The sequence below is a fragment of the Xanthomonas sp. WHRI 7064 genome (genome assembly GCF_040202355.2).
GTDB lineage: Bacteria > Pseudomonadota > Gammaproteobacteria > Xanthomonadales > Xanthomonadaceae > Xanthomonas > Xanthomonas arboricola.
Window position 1 is genome coordinate 3,092,351 of the sequence record NZ_CP167821.1, and the last position, 24,509, is coordinate 3,116,859.

General features: G+C 66.7%; 21 protein-coding genes. 9 read left to right on the forward strand and 12 right to left on the reverse strand.

Annotated elements, in window-relative coordinates:
- The first annotated feature begins 29 nt into the window (after positions 1–29).
- From trxA to ABQY74_RS13305, 4 genes are all read left to right on the forward strand, one after another.
- Positions 30–887, forward strand: coding sequence for a thioredoxin (gene trxA / locus ABQY74_RS13290; RefSeq protein ID WP_349791778.1), 858 nt, complete (start codon positions 30–32; stop codon positions 885–887).
- 120 nt (positions 888–1,007) lie between these two features.
- The gene (locus ABQY74_RS13295) at positions 1,008–1,457 is read left to right on the forward strand and encodes a DUF4442 domain-containing protein (RefSeq protein ID WP_349791780.1); all 450 of its coding nucleotides are present in this window, start codon (positions 1,008–1,010) and stop codon (positions 1,455–1,457) included.
- Between the two features lie 171 nt (positions 1,458–1,628).
- The gene (locus ABQY74_RS13300) at positions 1,629–1,871 is read left to right on the forward strand and encodes a DUF378 domain-containing protein (RefSeq protein WP_024939739.1); all 243 of its coding nucleotides are present in this window, start codon (positions 1,629–1,631) and stop codon (positions 1,869–1,871) included.
- A gap of 151 nt (positions 1,872–2,022) precedes the next feature.
- Positions 2,023–2,928 carry a peptidylprolyl isomerase gene (locus tag ABQY74_RS13305; RefSeq protein WP_349791782.1) on the forward strand — a complete coding sequence of 302 codons (906 nt, stop codon included), beginning with the start codon at positions 2,023–2,025 and terminating at the stop codon, positions 2,926–2,928.
- A gap of 45 nt (positions 2,929–2,973) precedes the next feature.
- On the opposite strand, the gene ABQY74_RS13310 is transcribed toward ABQY74_RS13305, so the two are convergent.
- Positions 2,974–3,861: a DMT family transporter gene (locus tag ABQY74_RS13310; protein ID WP_039522286.1), complete on the reverse strand. Its 888-nt coding sequence runs from the start codon at positions 3,859–3,861 to the stop codon at positions 2,974–2,976.
- A gap of 170 nt (positions 3,862–4,031) precedes the next feature.
- Between ABQY74_RS13310 and ABQY74_RS13315 the strand changes: the two genes are divergently transcribed.
- Positions 4,032–5,024 (forward strand): LysR substrate-binding domain-containing protein, encoded by a 993-nt coding sequence (locus ABQY74_RS13315; RefSeq protein ID WP_039526364.1) that lies wholly within the window; start codon positions 4,032–4,034, stop codon positions 5,022–5,024.
- 450 nt (positions 5,025–5,474) lie between these two features.
- Positions 5,475–5,768, forward strand: a complete 294-nt coding sequence (locus tag ABQY74_RS13320; RefSeq protein WP_046964921.1) for a hypothetical protein — start codon at positions 5,475–5,477, stop codon at positions 5,766–5,768.
- A gap of 205 nt (positions 5,769–5,973) precedes the next feature.
- Here ABQY74_RS13320 and ABQY74_RS13325 read toward each other — a convergent pair whose 3' ends face one another.
- Positions 5,974–6,777 carry a DUF4349 domain-containing protein gene (locus ABQY74_RS13325; RefSeq protein WP_104569789.1) on the reverse strand — a complete coding sequence of 268 codons (804 nt, stop codon included), beginning with the start codon at positions 6,775–6,777 and terminating at the stop codon, positions 5,974–5,976.
- Complete coding sequence (locus tag ABQY74_RS13330) at positions 6,774–7,130, reverse strand: aldehyde-activating protein (RefSeq protein ID WP_104554013.1); 357 nt, start codon at positions 7,128–7,130, stop codon at positions 6,774–6,776. The genes ABQY74_RS13325 and ABQY74_RS13330 overlap by 4 nt, the downstream gene beginning before the upstream one ends.
- Positions 7,131–7,227: 97 nt before the next feature.
- Between ABQY74_RS13330 and ABQY74_RS13335 the strand changes: the two genes are divergently transcribed.
- Positions 7,228–9,033 (forward strand): DUF885 domain-containing protein, encoded by a 1,806-nt coding sequence (locus ABQY74_RS13335; protein WP_349791785.1) that lies wholly within the window; start codon positions 7,228–7,230, stop codon positions 9,031–9,033.
- Positions 9,034–9,317: 284 nt separating this feature from the next.
- Here the strand turns inward: ABQY74_RS13335 and ABQY74_RS13340 are convergent, their stop codons facing one another.
- The 6 genes from ABQY74_RS13340 to ABQY74_RS13365 form a co-directional block, all read right to left on the reverse strand.
- On the reverse strand, positions 9,318–11,150 hold the full coding sequence (locus ABQY74_RS13340; RefSeq protein ID WP_349792254.1) for an ABC transporter ATP-binding protein: 1,833 nt from the start codon (positions 11,148–11,150) through the stop codon (positions 9,318–9,320).
- A 178-nt stretch (positions 11,151–11,328) separates the two neighbouring features.
- A complete protein-coding gene (locus tag ABQY74_RS13345; protein ID WP_349791787.1) occupies positions 11,329–11,925 on the reverse strand; it encodes a plasmid pRiA4b ORF-3 family protein in 597 nt (198 codons plus the stop codon).
- Positions 11,926–12,106: 181 nt separating this feature from the next.
- Positions 12,107–15,178 carry an efflux RND transporter permease subunit gene (locus ABQY74_RS13350; protein ID WP_349791789.1) on the reverse strand — a complete coding sequence of 1,024 codons (3,072 nt, stop codon included), beginning with the start codon at positions 15,176–15,178 and terminating at the stop codon, positions 12,107–12,109.
- Entirely contained in the window at positions 15,175–16,290 is a 1,116-nt protein-coding gene (locus ABQY74_RS13355) for an efflux RND transporter periplasmic adaptor subunit (RefSeq protein ID WP_372469881.1), read from the reverse strand. Before ABQY74_RS13355 ends, ABQY74_RS13350 begins: the two co-directional genes overlap by 4 nt.
- Positions 16,291–16,315: 25 nt before the next feature.
- The gene (locus ABQY74_RS13360) at positions 16,316–17,134 is read right to left on the reverse strand and encodes a MipA/OmpV family protein (RefSeq protein ID WP_349792255.1); all 819 of its coding nucleotides are present in this window, start codon (positions 17,132–17,134) and stop codon (positions 16,316–16,318) included.
- 36 nt (positions 17,135–17,170) lie between these two features.
- Positions 17,171–18,625, reverse strand: coding sequence for an efflux transporter outer membrane subunit (locus tag ABQY74_RS13365; protein WP_372469883.1), 1,455 nt, complete (start codon positions 18,623–18,625; stop codon positions 17,171–17,173).
- Positions 18,626–18,731: 106 nt separating this feature from the next.
- On the opposite strand from ABQY74_RS13365, the gene ABQY74_RS13370 reads away from it, so the two are divergent.
- Together ABQY74_RS13370 and ABQY74_RS13375 are read left to right on the forward strand one after the other, a co-directional pair.
- Positions 18,732–19,421: a response regulator gene (locus ABQY74_RS13370; protein WP_047128993.1), complete on the forward strand. Its 690-nt coding sequence runs from the start codon at positions 18,732–18,734 to the stop codon at positions 19,419–19,421.
- A complete protein-coding gene (locus ABQY74_RS13375; protein ID WP_102584945.1) occupies positions 19,418–20,611 on the forward strand; it encodes a cell wall metabolism sensor histidine kinase WalK in 1,194 nt (397 codons plus the stop codon). The genes ABQY74_RS13370 and ABQY74_RS13375 overlap by 4 nt, the downstream gene beginning before the upstream one ends.
- Before the next feature lie 62 nt (positions 20,612–20,673).
- Here the strand turns inward: ABQY74_RS13375 and ABQY74_RS13380 are convergent, their stop codons facing one another.
- The 3 genes from ABQY74_RS13380 to rraA all read right to left on the reverse strand — a co-directional run bounded on the left by ABQY74_RS13380 (position 20,674) and on the right by rraA (position 24,389).
- Positions 20,674–21,939, reverse strand: a complete 1,266-nt coding sequence (locus ABQY74_RS13380) for a cation:proton antiporter (protein ID WP_065049823.1) — start codon at positions 21,937–21,939, stop codon at positions 20,674–20,676.
- A 331-nt stretch (positions 21,940–22,270) separates the two neighbouring features.
- Positions 22,271–23,884 (reverse strand): serine hydrolase, encoded by a 1,614-nt coding sequence (locus ABQY74_RS13385; protein WP_349791795.1) that lies wholly within the window; start codon positions 23,882–23,884, stop codon positions 22,271–22,273.
- Between the two features lie 4 nt (positions 23,885–23,888).
- Positions 23,889–24,389, reverse strand: a complete 501-nt coding sequence (gene rraA, locus ABQY74_RS13390; RefSeq protein WP_166769727.1) for a ribonuclease E activity regulator RraA — start codon at positions 24,387–24,389, stop codon at positions 23,889–23,891.
- Between the last annotated feature and the right edge of the window lie 120 nt (positions 24,390–24,509).

The following is a 24,509-nucleotide window of genomic DNA, read 5'->3' on the forward strand; positions in this document are numbered from 1 at the left end:
ACTGTTGCCGCAATCACTTCTGGAAGCCCATGTCCGACAAGCCGCACGTATTCGATGCCACCACCGACACCTTCGAGACCGAGGTCCTGCAGAAATCGTTGACGACACCGGTGCTGGTGGACTTCTGGGCCACCTGGTGCGGCCCCTGCAAGTCGTTGACGCCGATCCTGGAAAAGCTCGCCGCCGACTACAACGGTGCCTTCGAGCTGGCCAAGGTCGATGTGGACAAGGAGCAGCAGATCGCCGCCGCGTTCCAGATCCGCTCGGTGCCGACGGTGTTCCTGGTCAAGGGCGGCGAGCTGGTCGACGGCTTCCCGGGCGCGATGCCGGAAGGCCAGGTGCGCGAATTCCTGACCCAGCACGGCGTGCTGCCGGCCGAGCCGCAGGTCGCCGAAGCACTGCCGCCGGCCCCGCTCGATCCGCAGGATCAGATCGCCGCGCTGCGTGAGGCGATCGCCGCCGAGCCGGACAAGGACGAACTCAAGCTGGACCTGGCGCTGGCGCTGCTCAAGACCGGCGACACCGCCGAGGCCGAGCAGTTGATCGACGCCCTGCCCGCCAACCTGGCCACCGACGACCGTGCGGTGCGCGCCAAGGCCCGGCTGAGCTTTGCCAATGTGCTCAAGGACGCGCCGGACGCCGACGCGCTGCAGGCCGCCGTTGCCGCCAACGGCGCCGACCTGCGCGCGCGCCATCTGCTTGGCGTGCGCCACCTGCTCGACGGCCACGACGAGGCCGCGCTGGAGCAGTTCCTGGAAATGCTGCGGCAGGACCGCGCCTTCGACGACAACCTGCCGCGGCGTAGCCTGATCGATGCGTTCCGGGTGATCGAGGACGAAGACCTGGTCGGCCGCTACCGCCGCAAGATGTCGTCGCTGGTGTTCTAAGCACCGCCGGCACCACGGCGCCCGGTCTGCAAGCCGGCCGGGCGCTGCCGTCACCGCCACAGCTTCCATACGCATGCGAATGGTATGCTACGGGCCCGCCCCGCCATGGACCCTGGCCGCATGCGTGCTTCACTGTTCAAGCTCGGTATCAACCTGTGGCCGCCGTACCTGTTCGCCGGGATCCATGTCACCGCGTTGTCAGCCGACTACTGCTACGCACGCGTGGAACTGCGCCAGCGGCCGTGGAATCGCAATTACGTTGGCACCCATTTCGGCGGCAGCCTGTTCGCGATGACCGACCCGTTCTGGATGCTGCTGACCATGCAGAACCTGGGGCGCGACTACTACGTGTGGGACAAGGCCGGCAGCATCGAGTTCGTCAAACCCGGGCGCGGCACGGTGAGCGCGGAGTTCGTCATCGACGACAGCGTGCTGGCCGAGTTGCGCGCCGCCACCGCCAGTGGCGAAAAACATCTGCGCTGGTTCGAAAACGTGGTGCACAACCGCCAGGGCGAGGTGGTGGCACGGGTGCGCAAGCAGTTGTACGTCAGGCGCAAACCGGCACGCTGACACTGGGCGTTCGGCGTGCTGCCGGATGTTCAACACGCTGCATGGGTTTCACGCGCGTCGGCTGGACGTGATCGTGGCGTGCGCAAGCCCGTCATGCCCTCGCGTACGCTCACGAGGTGTTGCGCGCGGCATGCGGACTCTGGGGTCTCCCAACCCACACGGTCTGTCTTCATGAAAACGCTCAACGTCATCACCCTGGTGCTTCTTATCGTCGGCGGCTTGAACTGGGGCCTGGTCGGCCTGTTCCAGTTCGATCTGGTCGCCACGCTGTTCGGCGGCCAGGATGCCCTGCTGTCGCGTGTGGTCTACACGCTGGTCGGCATCTCTGCGTTGTGGCAGCTGGTCCCGCTGTTCCGCAACGACCATGGCGCCAACGTTCACCACACTAGCCCGCACGTGCGCAACAACCCGTAAGCGCACAGCTGCAGCAGGCATGCGCGTGACAGCACGACGCCGGCGCATTCCGCCGGCGTCGTGCTATGCGTACATGCACTTTGCGTCCAGACGCTTTGCGTCCGGGCGCGCGGTCGGCAAGAATCGGGCATCCCTCCCGCTGGCTGCCTTCATGCTTCTGCGCACTGTTGCTTCCGCCTGCCTGCTTGCCCTGGTATTACCCGCTGCCGCCAACGCGGCCTATCGCAGCCCGCAGCAGATCCTGGATGCCTCGCCGGCCAGCGCGTGGCGCGTGCTCGACCCCGAGCGCACGCTGTACCTGGAACTGGATGGCGGACGGGTGATCATCGAGCTGGCGCCGCAGTTTGCGCCCGCGCACGTGGGCAACATCCGCACCCTGGCGCACGAGCGCTTCTGGGACGGGCTCAGCATCTATCGTTCGCAGGACAACTTTGTGGTGCAGTTCGGCGACCCGAATGGCGAGACGCCGGCCAAGGCCAAGTCGCTGGGCTCGGCGAAGACGCACCTGCCGGCCGAATTCGAACGCCCGTCGCAGGGCCTGGATTTCCAGCGCCTGCCCGACAGCGATGGCTGGGCGGCGCAGGTGGGCTTTGTCGACGGCTTCCCGGTCGGGCGCGACAGCGCCAGCGGCAAGACCTGGCTGGCGCATTGCTACGGCACCCTGGGCGCCGGCCGCAACAACGACGAAGACAGCAGCATCGGCGCCGAGCTGTATGTGGTCACCGGGCAATCGCCGCGCCAGCTGGACCGCAACATCACCGTGGTCGGCCGCGTGGTCAAGGGCATGGAGTTGCTCAGCGTGATCCCGCGCGGCCCGGACCCGATGGGTTTCTACGAAGACCCCGCGCAGCGCTCGCCGATCCGCGCCATTCGCCTGGCCAGCGAGGTGCCCATGCCCGAACGCACGCAACTGCAATTGCTGCGCACCGACAGCCAGACCTTCCGCGATGTGGCCGAGGCGCGCCGCAATCGCAAGGACGATTTCTACAAGCGCCCGGCCGGGCATATCGATCTGTGCAATGTGCCGTTGCCGGTGCGGACGCCGCCGGCTGGCTGAGTCGGGAATCGGGAATCGGGAATCGTAAAAGCGGGGCGCGCGTGCTTAGCGGGCGCGCTGGCTGAAAGCGACGCTGCCCAGGATCAGCACTGCGGCCACCAGCATGGTCCAGGTCAGCGGCTCGCCCAGCAGCGACCATGCCAGCAGGGCGCCGAACACCGGCACCAGATAGGTCACCGTGGAGGCGCGTGCCGGGCCGATGCGCTGGATCAGGCGGTAATACATCAGGAACGCCAACCCGGTGCACACCACGCCCAGCGCGGTGGCGCAGGCCCACGCCACTGCCGGCACCGGCGTGGTTGGCCACTGCAACCAGGCCAGCGGTGCCAGCAGCAACGCGCTGCAACCCAGCGTGGACGCCGCCGATGCAGCCGGCGGCAAATCGCCCATGTGGCGCTTCACCAAGTTGTAGCCGATGCCGTACAGCAGCGACGCGGTGGCGCCCGCCAGTGCCGCCGGCCCCACGCTCAACCCGGCCGACTTGCCAGTTGCCAGCACCAGCACGCCGATAAAACCGATCAGCAAGGCCAGCGCGCGACGCGTGCCGATCTTCTCGCCGAAAAACAGGAAGGCGATCAATGCGGTGAACAACACCGTCATCGCATTGCAGATCGCACCGATCGCGGCCGGCGCGTGTTGCGCGCCCCAGGCGAACAGCAGGAACGGCAACGCGGAGTTGAGCACGCCGATCGCCGCCAGCATCGGCCAGCGACGCAGCGGGAAGCGTTCGCGCGCCAGCCACAGGAACGGCAACAGCACCAATGCACCGAGCGCCAGCCGGATTTCCACCAGCGCCACGGTGCCGAACCTGGGTGCGGCCACACGCATGAACAGGAACGAGCAGCCCCAGACGATGCCGAGAAACCCCAGCTCCAGCGGGGTGCGCCATTCGCGTGCCGCAACCGCCGGCTGCGTCGCCGGCTGCGCGCTCATGGCCGCACCTGCGCACGCTGCCGTGATGTGCTGAAACCGCAAGAGACAACATCAGGCAGGCAGACGGGCATGGCACGATCATCGCGATGGGGTACTGCAGCATCGGTTGCAACCGCAGGCGCGACAAGCGCGTAGTATCGAGGCGAGCCACAAATCTCACTCATGCCTCGATGAACCTGCGCCCCACCCTGCTGCCCGCGCTGGGCGTGTTCGCCGCCGCCGCGCGCCACCAGAACTTCGCGCATGCCGCCGAAGAACTGCATCTGACCGCCAGTGCGGTCAGCCACCATGTGCGCAAGCTCGAAGCGCTGCTTGGCGTGACCCTGTTCCAGCGCTTGCCGCGCGGGGTCAAGCTCACCGCCGAGGGCCGCCAGCTGGCCGACGCCGCCACCGCTGCGTTGGCCGAGATCGCCTCGGTGGCCGGCAACCTGCATCCGCGCGAAGACGCCATCCCGCTGCGCGTGACCACCTTGCGCTCGCTTTCGTACTGCTGGCTATTGCCGCGGCTGCCGCGCTTCTGTCGCGCGCATCCGCATATCCGCATGGATCTGCAATCGGACGCGGCGTTTTCTCGCTTCGAAGAAGGCGGCCCGGATCTCGGCATCCGCTATGGCCAGGGCGCCTGGCCCGGATTGACCTCGCATCATCTGATGGACGACGAACTGTTTCCGGTGGCCTCGCCGTCACTGCCGGAGGTCGCTGCGCTACGCACGCCGGCGCAGATCGCGCAATTGCCGCTGCTCACCGACATGTCGCCGCAGGGCTGGCGCGACTGGTTCCGTGCCGCCCAGGTGCGCGGCACCACGCTGCCGCCGATGCACACTTTCAACGACAGCACCGACGCGATGCGCGCTGCGGTCTATGGCCTGGGCGCGGTGCTGGCGCGCAAACACATCGCGCAACCGTACCTGCAGCGTTACGAGCTGGTGCGCCTGCCCGGCCCCACCCTCAAGGCACGCTACGCCTACTACATCGTGCACCCCAGCCACCGCGTCCCCGGCCCTGCGGCAATGGCGTTTATCGATTGGCTCAAGCGTGAGGCACTGGACGAGCGCACACCGATGCCGGCACTGCCGGCGGAGCTGGTGGCGTTGCCGGCAAGCGAGACGTCGAGTACGCCGCGCACGCAGCGACGACCGCGCAAAACGTCGGCAACTGAATGAGGTTGCGCAGCAATCGTCCTTGCCCGCCTACGCGCGCATTACCTCTGCGTTTCTGCCTCCGGGACATCGCCCATTCGCGGAGAGACGAAGAGGTAGCAGCGAAGCCTGGTGCGGCTGTTGTTGCTTCCTCCGGGAGAAGTGCCCCGATGCGGCGAATGAGGGTACGAGCGAAGCCTGGCGCAGTTTGAGTGCAAGTGGCTTCGCCTCGTACCCTCACCCCAATCCCTCTCCCGCAGGAGAGGGGTTTTTGGGGGCGCCGGGGGATTTTGAAGACGCGCGCGTCAGTGGCGCGCAAGCGTTGCCTTAGTCACCCCACAGGAAAGGGGTTTATCGCGGGCGGCAAGAGCGCTCGACGGCTTACCTACGCGATGGAGCAGCCAACGCGCACCATCACCTCGTTTTGTCCTATCGGTGCCTAGGCTTTAACTCCCCAATCCCCAGGACACACCCATGCCTACCCTTCGCATGCGTATCACCGGCACCGACGACGACGCGCGTGCCATCGCCAACCTGCTGCAGAGCATCGAAGGCATCGAGCACGTGGAAGAAGTCGACGACCTGATGCCGCACCTTGACGACGACGATTCCAGCTCGGCCGGCCTGTCCGACGACGAAGGTCCGGGCAGCCACGAGTTCGAAGTGGAAGCCGGCAATGAAGCCACTGCGCAAAAGGTGCGCGACGCCGTGCAGGAACTGGCCCTGCAGCTGGACGTGTTTGTCGAGTACGAATTCGACGAAGGCTGAGCCGGCTGCGTACCGACTGCGCTGCGCTTGCGCGCAGTCGGTGTCTGGAGATATTGCACACCACGCGCTGTACCGCGATCGCGTGCAAGCAGCGCAACCAGGATCGACGTGTTACCACGCAACGCGTCGAGTAACTGCCTGACATAAGCGCCCTTTCTAAAACATGCGCAGCTAATACGGCATCGCCGACCAGCTACGCAGTGGATCAGGACATCCGGCGCCGCCGCGCACGCCAGCGCCATGCCTTCAGCAGCAGCCAGGCGACGCCCCCCCCCAGCACAACCACCGGCAGCAACGCTGCCACTGCGCGGATCACGAAGGCCACGCTGGATGCGAAGACCTGGCCGAACTCGGCTGCCGCCTCGGCAATCTCGCCCCTGCCCTGCTCGCCACCGGTGCCGCGGAAATTGAGCGTCAGCAACTGCGTGCGCACGCGCCGTTGCTGCTGCGCGGCGTCCTGCTGGGTCTGCTGCGCTTCGGCCTCGATCTCGGCAAGCCGCTTGGACAGGGCCAGCAGATCGGTCACGGCCAAGTCGCGGCGCTGCTGCAGTTCGAGCAGGCGCGCATGTTCTTTCTGCAGGCGCGCCTGTGCCAGCCCGGTATCGGCGATCTGCTGCGCCAGATCCTCGGCACGCGTGCTGCGCGCGGCGACATCGCCATGCTGGCCGGCCAGTTGCACCATCGGCTCGATGCCGTCCGGAGCTAACCGCACGCTGACGCTGCCGCTGGGGTCGCGCCCACCGGTTTGTTCCACCGCCAGCAGCGCGCAGTCGCCGAACTGCGCCGACTGGCAGGCAGTGCGTACCGCGGCGATACGTTGATCGATCTGATCGGCCGGCAGTTCGATGCGTACATCGTGCTCATACGCCAGCGCATTGCCTTGCGCGGCGGACGGTGCCGGCGCCGGCGCGCCGCCGTCTGCCGCCATCTCGCCCGACGGCCTCGCACACCCGCTCAGCGCCCAGCCCAGCAACAGGCCGACCGCGTACCACTGCATCCGGCGCCTCATCGGCTGGCTCCATCGGCCGCGTGCATGCTCTGCACGGCCAGACCCGGCGCGGACACGCCGCGCAGCTTGACCGCCACACCGGGCTCGCCGGCCCTGCAACGCACGCCCGCGCTGAAGCGCGCACCGCCGCGCTGGGGGCCGCGGTGGTGATCGACATGCTGCCGGTTGAAGCGATGGCTTCCCGGCGCATCGGGCGCCGCCTGCAGGCGCAATGGCGCGCGCATGCCGGGCCGCAGCAGGCCGCCATGGCGACGGCATGACGCACAACTGCGCTCGTACGCCTCGGTGATCGGCGCATCGGTGTGCGGGTCGAACGCGATGCGTCCGCAATGACAGCTGTCGGCGTCGTGCATGGTGATCCTCCTTGAAAGCGGCCACTCTAAACCAATGGCGGATGCGGACAAGCGCGCACATGCCTATGCTGGCGGATTGCTTCCATCGGAATCCACCATGCGTCAACGTCTGCTTGTCCTCGCCCTGCTCGCCGGCCTCAGCGCCTGCCAGCAGCAGCCCGAATCGCCGCGCGCCGGCACCCCCGATGCCGCGACGCAGGCTGCGCAGACGCCGGATGCGCGCTTTACAGCGCTGTCCAAGCGCGCGCTCGACACCTGGATGCAGCTGTCGCCGGTCACCGCCACTCAGACCGGCGATCACCGTTTCGATACGCAGATCGACGATCTGAGCAGCGCCGGCCGCCAGCGCAGCCTGGATGCGGGCAAGGCCTTGCTGGCCGAACTGGATGCCATCGAGGTGGCCAAGCTGTCGCGCGAGAACCAGGTCGATGCGGCCATTTTGCGCAACCAGCTGCAATCGGAAATCTGGAACACCGAGGTGCTGCAGAGCTGGGCCTGGGACCCGCAGGTCTACAACGGCCTGGCCGGCAGCGCACTGTATGGCCTGATGGCGCGCGACTTCGCGCCGCTGTCCGAGCGCCTGAGCTCCGCCACGCAGCGCATGGAGAAGATTCCCGGCATCTTTGCGCAGGCGCGCGAAAACCTGGACCCGGCCCGCGTGCCGAAGATCCATGCCGAAACGGTGGCCAAGCAGAACAAGGGCATCCTCAGCATCGTCGATACCTTCATCGCGCCCAACATCGGCCAGCTCGGCCCGATCGAAGCAGCCCGCGCGCAGGCCGCCATCGACGATCTGCGCAAGGCCGTGGCCGAGCAGCAGACCTGGCTGGATACCGTGCTAGTGCCCAATGCCAAGGGCGATTTCCGCGTCGGTGCGCAGATCTACGACCAGAAGCTGAAATTCGCGCTGCTGTCGTCGTTGTCGCGCGCCGAGATCAAGCAGCGCGCCGAGTCCGAGCTCAAGCGCGTCCGTAGCGAGATGTACGGCATTGCCCGCACGGTGCTCAAGGACAAGCCCGGCGCACCCAAACTGCCCGAGACGCCCAACGACGACCAGCAGCAGGCCGCGATCGAGGCGGCGCTGGAACTGGCCTATGCCGACAAGCCGGCACGCGACAAGGTGGTGGACGATGCCAAGGCCGCACTGGCGCAGTCCACCGAGTTCGTGCGCCAGAAGGATTTGATGACGCTGCCTGATTCGCCGGTGGACATCATCCTGATGCCGGAATTCCAGCGCGGCGTGGCGGTGGCGTATTGCGATTCGCCCGGCCCGCTCGACAAGAACCTCAAGACCTTCTATGCGGTCTCGCCGATTCCCGACGACTGGAACGACCAGCAGGTCGATTCGTTCCTGCGCGAATACAACAGCCGCATGATCCACCTGCTCAGCATCCACGAAGGCACCCCGGGCCATTACCTGGAAGGCTGGCATTCGGCCAAGTTCCCCTCCACGCTGCGCGCGGTGCTGCGCTCGGGCATGTTCGCCGAAGGCTGGGCGGTGTACACCGAACGCATGATGCAGGAACAGGGCTATCTGGATAACGACCCGCTGTTCCACCTGGTGCAGCTCAAGTTCTACCTGCGCACCATTGCCAACGCCATCCTCGATCAAGGCGTGCATGTGGATGGCTGGGAACGCGACAAGGCGATGCACCTGATGACCCACGACACCTTCCAGCAGGAAAGCGAAGCGGCGGGCAAGTGGGTGCGTGCGCAGCTGTCGTCCGCGCAGCTGCCGACCTACTTCGTCGGCGTGCAGGAACATCTGGACACGCGCAAGGCCGTGCAGGACAAGCTGGGCAAGGACTTCAACCTGAAGGCGTACCACGACCAGATGCTGTCCTACGGCGCTCCACCGGTGCGCTTTGTACGCGAGTTGATGCTGGACCAGCCGATCGAGTGATTGATCCTTCTCCTGTCGGGAGAACAAGCACTCTTCGCCCCTCGGGAGAAGGTGCCCCGCAGGGGCGGATGAGGGGGCGGGCGAAGCCTGATGTGGCCGGAACTAGCAAGAGGCTTCGCCCCGTACCCTCACCACAACCCCCGCTCCGCGCCCCGGCCCGCGCTTGCGGCGCGGGCGCTCCAAGGCACGCGCGCCAGTGGCGCGCAAGCCGCGCCTTGCCGCCCCGGCAGGAGAGGGGCGTGTTGCTGCGGTGGTTGCACGTGTGCGCAACCCGCGAAAGCCTCTCACCCATCCGCCGCAACAAACCCGCCGGTCTGCCGCGCCCACAGGCGTGCATACAGCCCGCCCTGCGCGATCAGTTGCGCGTGCGTGCCGGTCTCGACGATGCGTCCGGCATCCATCACCACCAGCCGGTCCATGCGCGCGATGGTGGAGAGGCGGTGCGCAATCGCGATGACGGTCTTGTTGCCCATCAACGCGTCCAGGCTGTCCTGGATCGCCGCTTCCACTTCCGAGTCCAACGCCGAGGTGGCCTCGTCCAGGATTAGGATCGGCGCATCCTTCAGCAGCACGCGCGCAATGGCGATGCGCTGCCGCTGACCGCCCGACAGCTTGACCCCGCGTTCGCCCACATAGGCATCGAATCCGCGCCGGCCTTCGCCATCGACCAGGGTGTCGATGAAGCCTTCCGCGCGCGCCTTGCGCACCGCTTCCAGCATCTGCGCGTCGCTGGCCTGCGGCCTGCCATACAGCAGGTTGTCGCGGATCGAACGATGCAGGAGCGAGGTGTCCTGGGTGACCAGGCCGATCTGCCCGCGCAGGCTTTCCTGGGTGACCTGGGCAATGTCCTGCCCGTCGATGAGGATGCGCCCCTGTTCCAGGTCGTACAGCCGCAGCAGCACGTTGACCAGGGTCGACTTGCCCGCGCCCGACGGCCCGACCAGGCCGATCTTCTCGCCGGCACGCACCTGCAGGTCCAGCCCGGCGATCACACCGCCGCGCTTGCCGTAATGGAAATGGATGTGCTCGAACTGTACCTGGCCGTGCGTCACCTGCAGCGGCGTGGCGTCTGGCGCGTCCTGCACCAGCACCGGCTGCGAGATGGTCTGCATGCCGTCCTGCACGCTGCCGATGTCTTCGAAGATGCCGTTGACCGTCCACATGATCCAGCCGGACATGTTGTGGATGCGGATCACCAGGCCGGTGGCCAGCGTGATCGCGCCCACGCTGATCTGGCCGCGGCTCCACAGCCACAACGCCAGCGCGCAGGTACCCACGATCAGGAAGCCGTTGGCTACCGCGATGGCGGTATCCATCGTGGTGGTCACGCGCGTCTGCCCGCGATGCTTCACCGCCAGCTCGTCGATCGCATCGCGCACATAGGCCTGTTCGCGGCCGGCATGGGCGAACAGCTTGAGCGTGGAGATATTGGTGTAGCCGTCGACGATGCGCCCAGTGGCCTTGGAGCGTGCATCCGACGCGATCCACGCGCGCGCCTTCATGCGCGGCACGAAGAACGCCAGCAGCGCGACATACACCACCAGCCAGATCAGCAGCGGCAGCATCAGCCAGGGGTCGGCCTGCGCAAACAGCCACAGCGCGCTGCCGGTATAGACCACGATGTACCAGAGCGCATCGACCATCTGCACCGCCGATTCGCGCAGCGAGGTCCCGGTCTGCATCACCCGGTTGGCGATCCGGCCGGCGAAATCGTTGTTGAAGAAGCCCAGGCTCTGCCGTACCACGTAGTTGTGCATCAGCCAGCGCGAGCGGTTGCTCAGGCCCGGAACGATCGCCTGGTTGACCAGCAGATTGTGCAGCCCGGTGAACAGCGGGCGCGCCACCAGTGTGATCGCCGCCATCCAGAGCAATTCGCCGGCATGCCGGCGGAAGAAGTCCGCTCCCGGCCGCTCGGCCAGCATGTCGACGATGCGCCCGAGGAAGTCGAACATCGCCACTTCCACCAGGGCCAGCAGCAGACCGGCGATCAGCGTGGCCAACAGGATCGGCCACAACGGCCGCAGATAATGCAGATAGAACCGCCACACGCTGCGCGGCGGCATTTCCCGCTCGATTGGCGGGAAGACATCGATCAGGGATTCGAACCAGCGAAACATCGCAGACACTTTCGGGAAAAACCGGGAGCTCAGGCTAGCTGATCGCGCGTCAAGCTGCAGTGGCGCTGACGTCGGGTTGCTGCAGCATCACCCGCACGGCAGGCTGCGATGCGCACGACAGGCAACCGGGCCCGTCGCATCAGTTCCGATGGCCCAGGTCATGCGGCGTCGGTCGCGCTTACTCGCGGACACGTGCGAGCAGGCGGTTGACCTCGGCCAGATCGAAATGGCCCGGATCGAAGCGCCCGCCCAGGGTGGCCAGCTTCTGCACATGTTGCGCATGCTCCGGGTCGGCGATGATCCGCAGCAAGGCCTGGTAGCTGTCGATTCTTTCGCTGCTCTCCGGCGGGCAGGCATTGGCGCCGTCCACGCAACGAGCCGCGCGCAGGCTCGCGTCCGGTGGCAGGATCGCCTCGACCTGCACGCGGTGCTGCCAACCCGCGCCGGCACCGTAGAAATAGTCGAACCGCTCCAGCTCGCCCACCGCGCTTTCGATGCTGACCCGGGCGGCATGCTTGAGCCGTGGCCGCTCCGGCATATCCAGCCCGGACTCGCCGTAGCGGCCGCCGCCCAGGTCGAATTCGTACGGATGCGCACCGCTCCAGCCCATCACCGGTTGCAGCACACGATGCAGCGTGGCCAGGCGCAGCGCTCCGGCCACCAGCACGCGGCGCCAGATCAACGGCGCGCTATCCACCAGCGAAACATGCAGCTGATACACCGGCTCAGGCGCGGGCGCCACCTGCTGTGCAGCTTTCTTCTTGGCCTTGGTCATCGGGTCTTGGTCGTGTGTCTCAGTCGCCAGTATGGCGGCAGCGGCCTGCGCCTGCATGGCCCGCCCCGTCAGCGCTGCACCATGCAGTGTGCGATGTGCGGCATGTCGCGCGATCACGCCTCGACGATGCCGCCCACCGTTACGCCAGCATCATTCCGCCGCCGCCCTCGCGCGCCAGGATTTACGCCACATCCGCTGCACGCGCCGGCAGGCGCAGGCCGAACAACAGGTCATACAGGATCGGGATCAAGCCCAGCGTTACCAGCGTGCCCAGCGCCAGGCCACCGATCATGGTGATGGCCATTCCGGTCCACAGCGGCCCGGCAAACAGCATCAGCGGAATCAAGCCGACGATGCAGGTGAGCTTGGTCATCACGATCGGGCGCAGGCGCTTGACCGCCGCGGCGATCACCGCCTCGCGGCGTGGCAGGCCATCGGCAAGCTCGGCATCGATGCGTTCCAGCAGCAGCACCGCGTTGTTGACGATGATGCCGGCCAGCGCCAGCAGGCCGAAGGTCGCCATGAAACCGAACGGATAGCCGGTGATCACCAGGGCCAATGCCGCACCGATCAGCACGAACGGGACTGCCGACATCACGATCAGCAGCTTGCGGAACGAGTTGAACTGCCACACGAACAGCAGCAGGATCGCGCCCAGTGCGTGCGGCATGTATTGGAGCAGGGCCTGGTTGGCCTCGGCAGAATCCTCTAGCTCGCCACCGATCTCCAGCCGATAACCGGGTGGCAGCTTGAGCGCGGCCATCGGCACCGACAGGCGCTCGACGATCTCGGTCGCGGTCAACCGCGGGTTGCGTGCGGTCACGGTGATCGCACGGCTCAGGTTGCGCCGCTGGATCGCCGACGGCTCGCTGTCGTGCAGCACCGTGGCGACCGCCGCCAGCGGCACTGGCGCGCCGCCGGCTTGCGGGTACACCAGGGTGTCGCCAGGTGTGCCGTCGGCGGCGCGTTCCTGCGCACTGCCACGCCACACCACGGCCACCGAGCTGCCATCGTCGCGCAACAACGAGGCATCCACGCCGCTGTAGCGCGCCTGTAGCGCCTGCGCAATGTCCTCGCTGCTCACCCTGGCACGCCGCGCCCTGAGCTGGTCCACCTGCACCACGTAGCGCGGAATGCGCGCCTGCCAATCGTCCTGCACATCCACGGTGCCCGGCAACGCGCGCAGCGCCTTTGCAATCGCAGCGGCGGCGCTGCGCAGTACTGTCTCGTCGGGGCCGACCACGCGATACACCGCCATGCCGGCTTCGGTCGCGCCCAGCGAGAACCGCTTCGGTTCGGCGCGCACGGTGGGGAAGTGGCTGCGGACATGCGCACGTGCCCGCGCTATTACTGCATCGAGATCGGTGCCCGGGCGCACGCTCACGGTGAAGTACGCCATATTGGCCGCCGGCAGCGGGGGATTGAGGCCCAGCACGATGCGCGGGCCGCCATCGGCGACATAGCCGATGCTGTCCACCACCTCCGGGTTGGCGCGCCGATCGGCCAACCAGCGGCTCAGCGCGCGCACCGTGCGCAGGGTTTCACGCGCATCACTGCCTGCCTGCAAGGTCACCGGCATCTGGAACTGCAGACGATCGGACTTGGGCAGAAAGTCGTAGGGGATCGACACCAGCACCGCGACCGCCACCGCCAGCATCGCCACCATGCCGGCGATAAACAGCGCCTTGTGCATCAGCACGCGCTCGATGAGGCGGCGGTAGCCACGATAAAAGCGCGACAGTTCCTGTTCGCTGCCGTGTGCGACATGTGCCTTGGCGAAATACATGCACAACAGCGGCGTCACCGTGATGCTGAGCAGCCACGAGCCCAGCAAGGTCACCCCGAGCACGGTAGCCAGCGAGCGCAGATATTCGTTGGTGCTGTTCTGGCCGAAAAAGAACGGCGAGAACGCCAGCACGATCACCAACGATGAGGTCAGCAACGGGGTGGCCAGGGAGCGGCCGGCGTCGATGCAGGCCTGGCGGCGCTGTTCTCCGGCAACCAGGCGGCGCTCGATGTCTTCGGCAATGACAATGCCGTTGTCCACCAGCAGGCCGAGCGCCAGGATGATCGCCGCGATCGACACCGTCTGCAGCTCCACGCTCAGCACGCGCATGACGATCAGCGAGGCGAAGATGGTCAACGGCACGATCGCGCCGACGATCAGGCCGGTGCGCCAGCCCAGGAACAGCATCACCACCGCCATGACGATGACGATGGTCTCGCCCATGACGTGGTGCATCTTGCCCATCTCGCGCTCGACCACGTCGGCCTGGAAGGTGACCACGTGCTGCGCAAAACCTGCGGGCAATTCCTGCGCGGTCTGGTCCAGCTTGGCGCGCAGCGTTTTGCCGAAATCGGCGATATTGCTGCCAGGCTTCATCGAGACCGACACCACCACCGCCGGCTGGCCCTGGTAGACGGCAGCGCTTTCCGGCGGATCGGCAGGCGTCACCTGTACCTGCGCCAGCTCGCCCAACGCCACTTCACGCACGCCATTGGCATTGGGTGTCGGCAAGGTCAGCAACAGGTTCCGCAACTGCGCAGGCGAGCGTATCTCCCCGGAAGTCGCAACCGTCATCGCCAGCCCGGACACCGTCGCCAGCCCGCCGGAGGCCACCACATTCTGCGAGCGCAACTGCGCCATTACGCTGGCAGGGCTCAGTCCGGTCGCCAGCAGCCGCGCGCGATCGAATGCCACATACACGCGCTCGTCCTGCAGCCCGTACAACGCCACCTGCTCCACGCCAGGCAGGGTATACAGCTGCTCGCGCAGGCGCCGCAGCGGCCCGCGCATCTCGCTCATCGAATAGCCCGGTGCGGTGACTGCGATCGAGGCCACCGACACCCGTCCGAAGTCATCGTCGACCAACGGTCCCTGCGTGCCCGCAGGCAGTTGCGCACCCGCCTCGGCCGCCCTGGCGCGCACGCGCTGCCATAACGCCGGCAGATCCTGCACATCGTCGTAAGCGGTCAGCTGCACGATCGCGCTGCCTGGCCGCACCGTGCTCACGATGCGCTTGATGCCGGCCAGTTCGCGCAGGCGCTCCTCAAGGGGGCGCGCCAACAGGGTTTCCACCTGCTCGCTGGGCATGCCCGGAAACGCCACCGACACAATGGTGTCGCGCACGGTGACCGAGGGTTCTTCCTGCGAGGGAAAACCGACGAACGCCACGATGCCGCCGAGCAGGATCATCACTGCCGCGAACAAGGTCAGCCGGCTCGATCTCATCGCCATCCGGGTCAGCATCATGGCGCCTGCCCTCCGCTCAGCTGCGTCTGCATCTGCATCTGCATCTGCAACGGTGCCACCGGCTGGCCATCGATCAAGAAGCCCACACCTGCGCTGACCACCTGATCGCCGGCCTGCAGCCCGCGCCGGACCTGAATGCGGCCGCCGACGATCGACCCGAGCTCGACTGCGCGCTCGCGCACGATCCGCTGTGCCGGCTGATACACGAACACGCTGGCCCGTTGGCGATTGAGCCTGGGCAGTACCGCAGACAGCGGCACGCTGGGCGTGCTCGCAGCCTGCGCGGGCAACTGCAGCAGCACACTGTCGCCACTGCGCATCGCGTGCGGCGCGCGCACCACCTCCAGAATCGCCAGCGCAGCGGCACCGTTATCCAGCCGGCTGGACAGGCTGCGCAGGCGCAATGTCAGCGGCACCGCAGGCTCGTCGGCCAGCGTGGCCTGCACAGTCTGCCCAGGCGTCAGCCCTGCGGCAGCAACAGGCGGCAGATTGGCGAGCAATTGCAGATGCGCCTGCCCTTCCAGCTGCAACACTCCCTGCCCCGCCCCCACATCGGCCTGCGGTTGCTGCAGGCGTGCGACCACGGCGCCATCGAAGGGTGCGCGCAGCTCGCCAAGACGCGATGCACGCCGCGCCAGCGCCAGGTCGGCCTTTGCCACCTGCAGTTGCGCGGTTGCCGCATCCGCCGCCGCGCGGGCGGCGGTCAGCGTCGCCGCCGAACTGGCACCATCGTCGAACATGGCGTGCTGCTGGTGCAGTTGCAGCTGCCGCTCGCCGGACTGCGCCATCGCCGCGCGCAGGTTGGCGTCGGCCTGCTGCTGACGCAATTGCAGCGGCTCGGCATCCAGGCGTGCCAGCACCTGCCCTTTCTGTACGCGGTCGCCCACATCCACCAGCACGGCGGCGATGCGTCCGCCGCTCTCGAACGCCAACTCGGCCCGTTGTTGCTGACGCGCCATTGCCGGCACCTGCAGCCACCCATCGCGGCCGGAGCCGAAGCGCTCCAGCTTGACCGCCCGCGGGGTCTCGGCCGCCGGTGCATCCGGCCGGCTGCAGCCGGCCAGCACCAGCAACAGACCGCAACACACCATGGTGCGAAGAACATCCATCATCACGCTATCCCCTGCCATGTGCCGCTCAGCGGCTGTAGGTCACTGCAACCGTGCCGCCGACAAAACTGCGGCGTGCGACCAGCGGGCTGTCCGTGGCGTTGTCCGCATAGCGGGTGCCGGTCACGCTCACGGTGGTGGCCCAGTGATCGCCCAGCGCATGCGTCCAGCTGCTGCCTACCGCAGCGGCGTACAAGCCGGAACCGGTATGGAAGGCCTGCCAGCGCGTCCGCGCCGCCTGCGCGGCGGTGACCCCGAAATAGGCCTGATTGAAGCGACGATCGCCGGCATGCACATCCAGATCCAGCGTCACCGTGTCGCTGGCGCCATGCAGCAGGGTGAACTCCACGCCGGCGCGATAGCGGTTGCGCCGCGCGTCCTGCTTGAGCGCGAATTCGGCTTCCGCGTTGACGTTCATGTACGGCGTGATCGGCTGCATCACCAATGTGCGTGCGGTGACCGACCCCGGTACATCGCCCATGCCGGCCAGCACGCGCGAACCCGGACGCCAGTCGCTGTCGCGTTGCAGGCGGCCCAGGTCGTAATACAGCGACTGCGACAGATAGAAGCCGGAATCGCTCTGGAACTGCAGACCCGCGCCACGCGCGGTGTCGAAGAACAGCATGCCGCGCTGGACCACCAGCACCGGGTTGGCCTGCACGCGCGCGCGCTCGGCGCCGGCATACCGCGGTGCCGCAACCGCTGCCGCGCCCACGGTGAGATCGGTGTGGTCGCCCAACAGCCGCGAGCTGCCGGTCAGATCGGTCTGCGCGTGCGCAAGGCATGGCAGCAGCAGGCTGGCAACGAACGGCCAGGCGCGCAGTGTGGTGTCACGAGGCAGCTGCATGGAAAACAGGATGGCCATGAAAATCTCCGTCAGCGATCAGGAAAGGGATGGCAGGCAAACACCGTAGAACGCCTGAAACAGTGCAATCCGGCTCAACAGGCGTTGGCGTGCGGTGGTCAGGTAATCCAGTTGCACCTGCGTGGCGCGCAGGTGCTCGGTCAGCAGCGTGGTGCGATCTTCCAGGCCTGCCTCCACGCGCCTGCTGAGCCGTGTCATGCGCGATTGCTCACGCTCGGCCTGCGCACGTGCACGCGGTTCGGAGTCGGCCAGGGTGGCGTGCGCGTCGAGCGCATCGGCGACCTCGCGGAAGGCGGACTGGATCGCCTGTTCGTAGGCCGCGACATCGGCGCGCTGGCGCAGCTGCGCCAGCGCGAGATTGGCGCGGTTACGGCCGCCGTCGAACAACGGCAGGTTCAATTGCGGGCTGAAGCTCCACATACCGTGGCCGGCGGAAAACAGCCCGTTCAAGCCATCGCTGGCGGTGCCCACGCTGCTGCTCAGGGTGATCGATGGAAAGAACGCGGCGCGTGCGGCGCCGATGTCGGCGTTTGCCGCGCGCAATTCCAGCTCAGCCTGCTGGATGTCCGGGCGTTGCAGCAACAACGAGGAATCCAGCGCACGCCACGCCGTGCTGGGTGTATCTGCGGCAATCATGCGCTGCAGGTCGCCTGGCACCGGCAAGCTGTCGTAGCCAACCAGCAGTTGCAGCGCGCGCAATGCCGCAGCGTGGTCGTCGGCGCCCTGCAAGGCCGCGGCATGGGCCTGATCGGCCTGATGCTGCTGGCCATCGCGTTGGTCGCGCGCGATCAGCCCGATCCGGTACTGCCGCTGTGCGATGGCCAGCAGCGCAGCACTGTCGGCATCGGCTGCTTGCAGCTGCTGCAGCGCCTGGCTGCTTGCGCGTTCGGTGGTGTAAGCGCGCAGCACCTCGGCAACCAGCGCGCCCCGTGCCGCATCGCGCACATGGGTGCTGGCCAGATAGCGCTGCCGCGCCGCCTCGGACATGGCCTGCAGCTTGCCGAAGAAGTCCAGCTCGAGATTGCCGATGCCGACGTTGGCAACGACCAGATCCTGCGCGTAGCGCGCGTCCAGCGCCGGATCGTCGAAGCGCTGCCGCACCTGTTGTGCACCCACGCCGATGCTTGGCACGCGCGCGGCGCGCTCGATACGGTACTGCGCCCGTGCCTGCTCCACCTGCAAGGCGGCGCGACGGAAGTCGCTGTTGTGCGCAAGTGCGCGTTGCAGCAACGGCCGCAGATCGCGATCCGGTGCGAACGCCTGCACAAACGCGCGTTCCTGCAGATTCAGCTCGATCCCCACCGGATCGCTCGATCCCACAGTGGCCACCGCCTGCTGGCTGCCGAAGGTGCCCGGCACGGTCACCGCCGGTCGCTGGTAAGTCGGCGTCAATGAACAGCCGCCCAGCAACATGGCGATTGCCGCATTACGCAGGGCGCGGAAACAACGAGGCGCGGTCATTTGTGGAATCATGATGTCGGAGCACACGAGCCAATCTCGACCGACATCCTCGCCCTGCAGCGTCCAGGTTGTTTTCGGGAATTATCCAGATTTGATCGAGACGACAGGGCAACACGCCATGACAGGCAAAAAGGTTCTGCTGGTGGAAGACGACGCAGACAGCGCCAGCATCCTGGACGCCTATCTGCGTCGCGACGGCTTCGACGTTGCCATCGCCGGAGACGGCGAGCGGGCGATTCACCTGCATCGTCAGTGGGCGCCGGATTTGGTGCTGCTGGATGTGATGCTGCCCAGGCTCAGCGGTATCGAAGTGCTGTCGGCGATCCGCCGCGCCAGCGATACGCCGGTCATCATGGTCACCGCCATCGGCGACGAGCCGGAGAAGCTGGGCGCACTGCGCTATGGCGCCGACGACTACGTGGTCAAGCCGTACAGCCCCAAGGAAGTGGTGGCGCGCGTCCATGCAGTCCTGCGCCGAAGCGTGGCGGTGCGTGCGCCGGGCGAGCCGCTGCGGCATGGCCGCCTGAGTGTGGACCTGGCTGCAGTGGTGGCCACCGTGCAGGACCCGGCCGGGGCTCAGCTGGCACTGGACCTGACCCCGACCGAATTCAACCTGCTCGCCATCCTGCTCAAGACGCCGTTCAAGGCATTCACTCGCAGCGAACTGCTCGACGCCTGCCTGCCCGACAGCGATGCACTGGAACGGGTGGTGGATTCGCACATCCACAACCTGCGCCGCAAGCTGGAGGTGCACGGCATCACCGGCGTACTGGTCACCGTGCGCGCGGTGGGATACCGCTTCCAATGAATGCCCTGCGGCGCTTCAACGCCTGGCGCCGGCAAGCGCCGCTGTGGATGTGGGTGGGCGTGCGGATGAGCGCGCTGGCAGTGGTGACCGTGGTGGTGATCGCCTTCGGCATGTGGTGCTACTTCAACCTGCGCGACAGCCTGATCCTGGGCAAGCTGCCGGCGGCGGCCCGCACCGAAATCGAACAACTGCGCGAACAGCCGGTCGCCAACGAGGCACGCCTGTGGCAACTGCTGCAGCAGTACTACGATGTGGAAAATTTTCTGCCCGGGCTGGCCAACCCCGACTGGTGGACGCTGTGGGCCATGGTCGCCCTCTCCATCCCGGTGATCCTGGTCTGCGGGCTGCTTGCATCGCGTCCGTTGTCGCGGCAATTTTCCCAGGTGGCCAGGGCCGCGCATCGGGTCAGCGATGGCGACTTCGGCGCACGCGCGCAGGTGGTGGCAGGCGCACCGGACGAGCTTACGGCGCTGGCGGACGACTTCAACGCCATGAGCGGCAAACTGCAGCAGTACGAACGCGAACTGCGCGAGTCCAGCGCAATGCTGGCGCACGAACTGCGCACCCCGCTCAACGCAGCGATGGGCCGCGTACAGGGCATGCTGGACGAGGTCTTCCCGCGCGATCCCGAACAGCTGCGCCTGGTCCATCGCCAGCTGGAACAGATCAACCGGCTGATCGGCGACCTGCATCTGGTGTCGCTGGCGCGTGCCGGCCAGCTGGTGCTGGAGCCGGACAGTTTCGATCTGCATGAGCTGATTGCCGAGCGGGTGGAATGGGCAGGCCCGACAATCCGCGCGTTGCAGACGACGGTCACCGCGCCGGCACCTTCCGGGCTACGCGTCTGCGCCGACCGCCATCGCCTGGGCCAGGTGTTTTCCATCCTGATCGACAACGCACTGCGCTACGCCGCCGCAGGCAAGGTGCTGGATATCGAGCTGCGCCGCGATGGTGCGCATGTGCTGGTCACGCTCGGCGACCGCGGCCCCGGCGTGGAGCCGGCGCAGCTGCCGCACCTGCTGGACCGCTTCTGGCGCGCGGACAGTTCACGCGCGCGCCATTCCGGTGGCAGCGGCCTGGGCCTGGCAATCGCCTCGGCCATCTGCCAGGCGCACGATGGCCGCTTGATCCTGGGCAATCGCGCCGGCGGCGGGTTGTTGGCCAGCGTGCAACTGCCGTTGTCGCGCTGAGGCGTTCGCGCGGTTACGCCGCCGCGCTTGCGTCGGCCTGGCATGCCAGGCCGCTGCGAGCATCAACGCTGCTGCAGGCTCGGCACCGCAGCGGTCACGTCGGCATGGCGACGCATGATCCAGTTGAACAGCGGCGTAGCCATCAGCGTGGAGAGAATTGCCATCAGCACCAGCACCGAGAACAGGCCTTGTTCGATCACGCCGGCCTGCAACCCGATGTTGATGATGATCAGTTCCATCAAACCGCGTGCATTCATCAGCGAGCCGATCGCCATCGCATCGCGGTTGTTCTCGCCGGTGATGCGTGCGGCGGCCCAGCAGGCCAGTCCCTTGCCGATGAACGATGCGGCCAGAATCGCCACGCCGGCCAGCATGATCTGCGGCTGCAGCAACACGCTCAGTTGCGTCTTCAAGCCGGAATAGGTGAAGAACATCGGCAGCAGGAACACCACCACGAACGGCTGCATCATCTCGCGCAATTTTTCGGTCAACGCGCCCCTGGGCAGGCAGACGCCGAGCAGGAAGCCGCCGAAGACTGCATGGATGCCGATCGCATCCATCGCCCAGGCGCTGAGGCAGAACAGCATCAGGATGACCGCCAACACGCCATTGCTCAGCGGTTGGTCCTGCACCACGTAACGCTCGAGACGACGCAGCAGATGCCGGCCGACAAAGATCATGAACGCCGCATACGCAACGCCGCCGCCGATGGCCAGATAGGCGCTGCCCCAGCTGCCGCCGAAGCTGGCCAGCACCACGGCAAGAATGCACCACGCCGCCGCATCGTCGAACGCACCTGCAGTGAGTGCCAGCGTGCCCAACGGGCTATTGGTCAGCCCGCGCTCGTGGATGATGCGCGCCAACATCGGGAAGGCGGTGATCGCAATGGCCGCGCCCAGGAACAGCGATGCCTCCATCAACTTGGCTTTTTCCGAGAACAAGCCCTCCACGTTGATCAGCCACGGACACATCGCGAAGGCCAATGCGAACGGCACCGCGATCCCGGCCAGCGACACGCTCATCGCGCTGCGATAGCGTGCGCGGAAATGATCGCTGCGGAAGTCGGTGCCGACCAGGAACATGTACAGGCCCACGCCGAACTGGGCCAGCACATACAGCACGTCCAGCGTCTGCTTGGGAAACAGCGCCGCCTGCACATCCGGCAGCACCATGCCGAACAGCGACGGCCCCAACGCCACGCCGGCAATCATCTCGCCGACTACCTGCGGCTGCCCCACCCGCTTGGCCAGCAATCCCACCAGACGACAGATCAGCAGGATCACCGCAGCCTGCAAGAAGAAATACACCGACATCTGCGGAGTGGTCATGCGTTGGGCAACATCCCTGAGAAGTGCGCGGATCATAACGAGCCATGCCGGCCGGCGATAGCTATCGTGCAGCTGGCGCCAAGGCACCGGCGGGCGTCGGCACGCCATCCTGCACCGGCAGGCCCGACCGCGTGACGCCTGCGCGCCGAGCCCGGTTGCCGGCACGCGCCACGATCAATTTCTCCTGCAGCCCACATCGCGGCGCAGATGGCACGCCAAAGCCCCGCAATCGGTTGGGGATAGCGTGGACGTCACACCGATACTGCACTGGTCGCCGGCCACTACACGCTCCGTGCAGTGACCGTGCCCCGCTTGCAGGACGAGTGATGTGTCACTTGTGCCCCGCTTGCTCCGCTGCCACCGGCGTCAACACCAGGTCCTGGAAATCGAAGCTGAAATCGGTCAGCGGCGAGATCGCCTCCATCCGCATCTCGCGCACCGCGCCATCCGGGGTCAGCGCGAAATTGACGAAGGCATCGGCATTCAGGCTGCGATCGTCCCAGCGCACGATGAAGCTGTCGTGCTGCCAATGCTCCAGCGTTCCAACGAGCTGCGCGGTCTTGGAAAACTGCAGACGCAGGCGCTTGCCGTCCTGGCGGATCACCACATCGCCGTACCACGGGTCGCGATAGGTCGACGCATAGCTGCGCAACGGCAACGACGGCGTGGAGCGCGCTGCGCGTGCGTCCTGATGCTTCTTCCAGCTGGTGTCCGCATCGCCGTCGGCCTTGGCCACTGCCTTGGCATAGGCGGCGGTCCAATCGGTGGCCGGCACCTGCAGGAACGCATCCAGCACCTGCAGGGTCACCGCATTGAAGGCCGCACCGATCTCCTGATTGGTCAGCACCACCACGCCCAGCTGCTGCTCGGGCACCAGCGTCAGCCGCGACACCATGCCCGGCCAGCCGCCGGTGTGCCATACCAGCCGATGGCCGCGGTAATCGCTCAGGCTCCAGCCCTCACCGTAGCCGGCAAAATTGGGGCGTGCCGCCGCCAGCTCCGGCACGGCCGGGTCGGCAATCGCAATCGGCGTGATCATCGACCACATCTCCTGCTGCCGTTTGGCACTGAACAGCGGCGTGCCATCGGGCAGGACGCCGCCGGCCAGTTGCACCTTCATCCACAACGCCATGTCGTGCGCGCTGGAATAGATGCCGCCGGCACCGGAGTTGTTGGACCAGGTCAGCGGCGCGACCGTGCGCAGCTCGGTGAAGTCGTACTTGGCATGGCCCACGGCCGCGTTGTCGCCCGGCTGCAGATGGTCGGCATTGAAGCGCGTGCCACGCATGCCCACCGGGGCGAAGATGCGTTGCTGCAGAAACGCCGCATAGGTCTGCCCGGAGACCTGCTCGATCACCTTCTGCGCCACCGCGTACAGGATGTTGTCGTAGGCGTAGCGATCGCGGAAACCGCCCTTCAGCGGCACCTTGGACAGGCGCTGCACCACTTCGTCGGTGCTGTAGCTGGTGGTCGGCCAGAACAACAGATCGCCCGCGCCCAGGCTCAAACCGCTGCGGTGCGCGAGCAGATCGCGCACACGCATCTCGCCGCTGACGTACGGGTCGGACATGCGGAACCACGGCAGGTGGTCGATGACCTTGTCGTCGAGCGAGAGCTTGCCCTCGTCGGCCAGGATCGACAGCGATGCGGCAGTGAAGGCCTTGGTGTTCGAGGCGATCGCAAACAGCGTGTCGGCCTGCACCGGCGCAGTCTTGCCGATCTCGCGCACGCCGTAGCCACGCTCCAGCACCACCTGCCCGTCCTTGACGATGGCCACCGCAATGCCGGGCACATCGAACTGCTTGCGCACGCGTTCCATCTGCGCGTCGAACTGCTGCATGCCGGCGGGAAGCTCGGCCGCCTGCGTCGTCGTCACCAAGCTTGCCAACATCAGCACGCCTCCACTCAGCCATCGGTTCACGGTCACTGTCGCACGTCCTCTCATTCGCTCAGGTCGATCCGCCGGCACTGTCCAGCGACAGCGGCAGCGGTGCCACCAACACGCCGTTGCCATCGGCATACAGCCAATGGCCCGGCACGAAGGCCACGCCGGCAAAATTCACCGGCACATCCACATCACCCAGATCGCGGCGCTCGGTGCGGCGCGGGCAGGCGCCCAACGCCAGCACGCCCAGCGGCAGCGTGGCCAGTATCTCCACATCGCGCACGCAGCCGTGGATCAACACGCCGGCCCAGCCGTTGGCGACCGCCTGCATCGCGATCTGGTCGCCCAGCAGCGCGTGCTTCAACGAGCCCTGCCCGTCCACCACCAGCACACGGCCGTCGCCAGGCATGGAGGCCAGCTCGCGCACCCGCGAGTTGTCCTCGAAACAGCGCACGGTGACGATCGGCCCGGAGAATGCCGCACGTCCGCCATAGGAGCGGAATAACGGTTCGGCGATGCTCACCTCGGGAAAGCGGTCACACAGATCGGGCGTGGTCCAGGTCATCGCTGCGGTCCGAAAGTGGCGATCTGCGATGGTAGCGGCATGGCCGCGTCCGCGTAAGCGCCGATCGCCCAACCGGCTGGCCGGACTGTGCCTGCATCGAGTGCACAACGCCTGCATGCC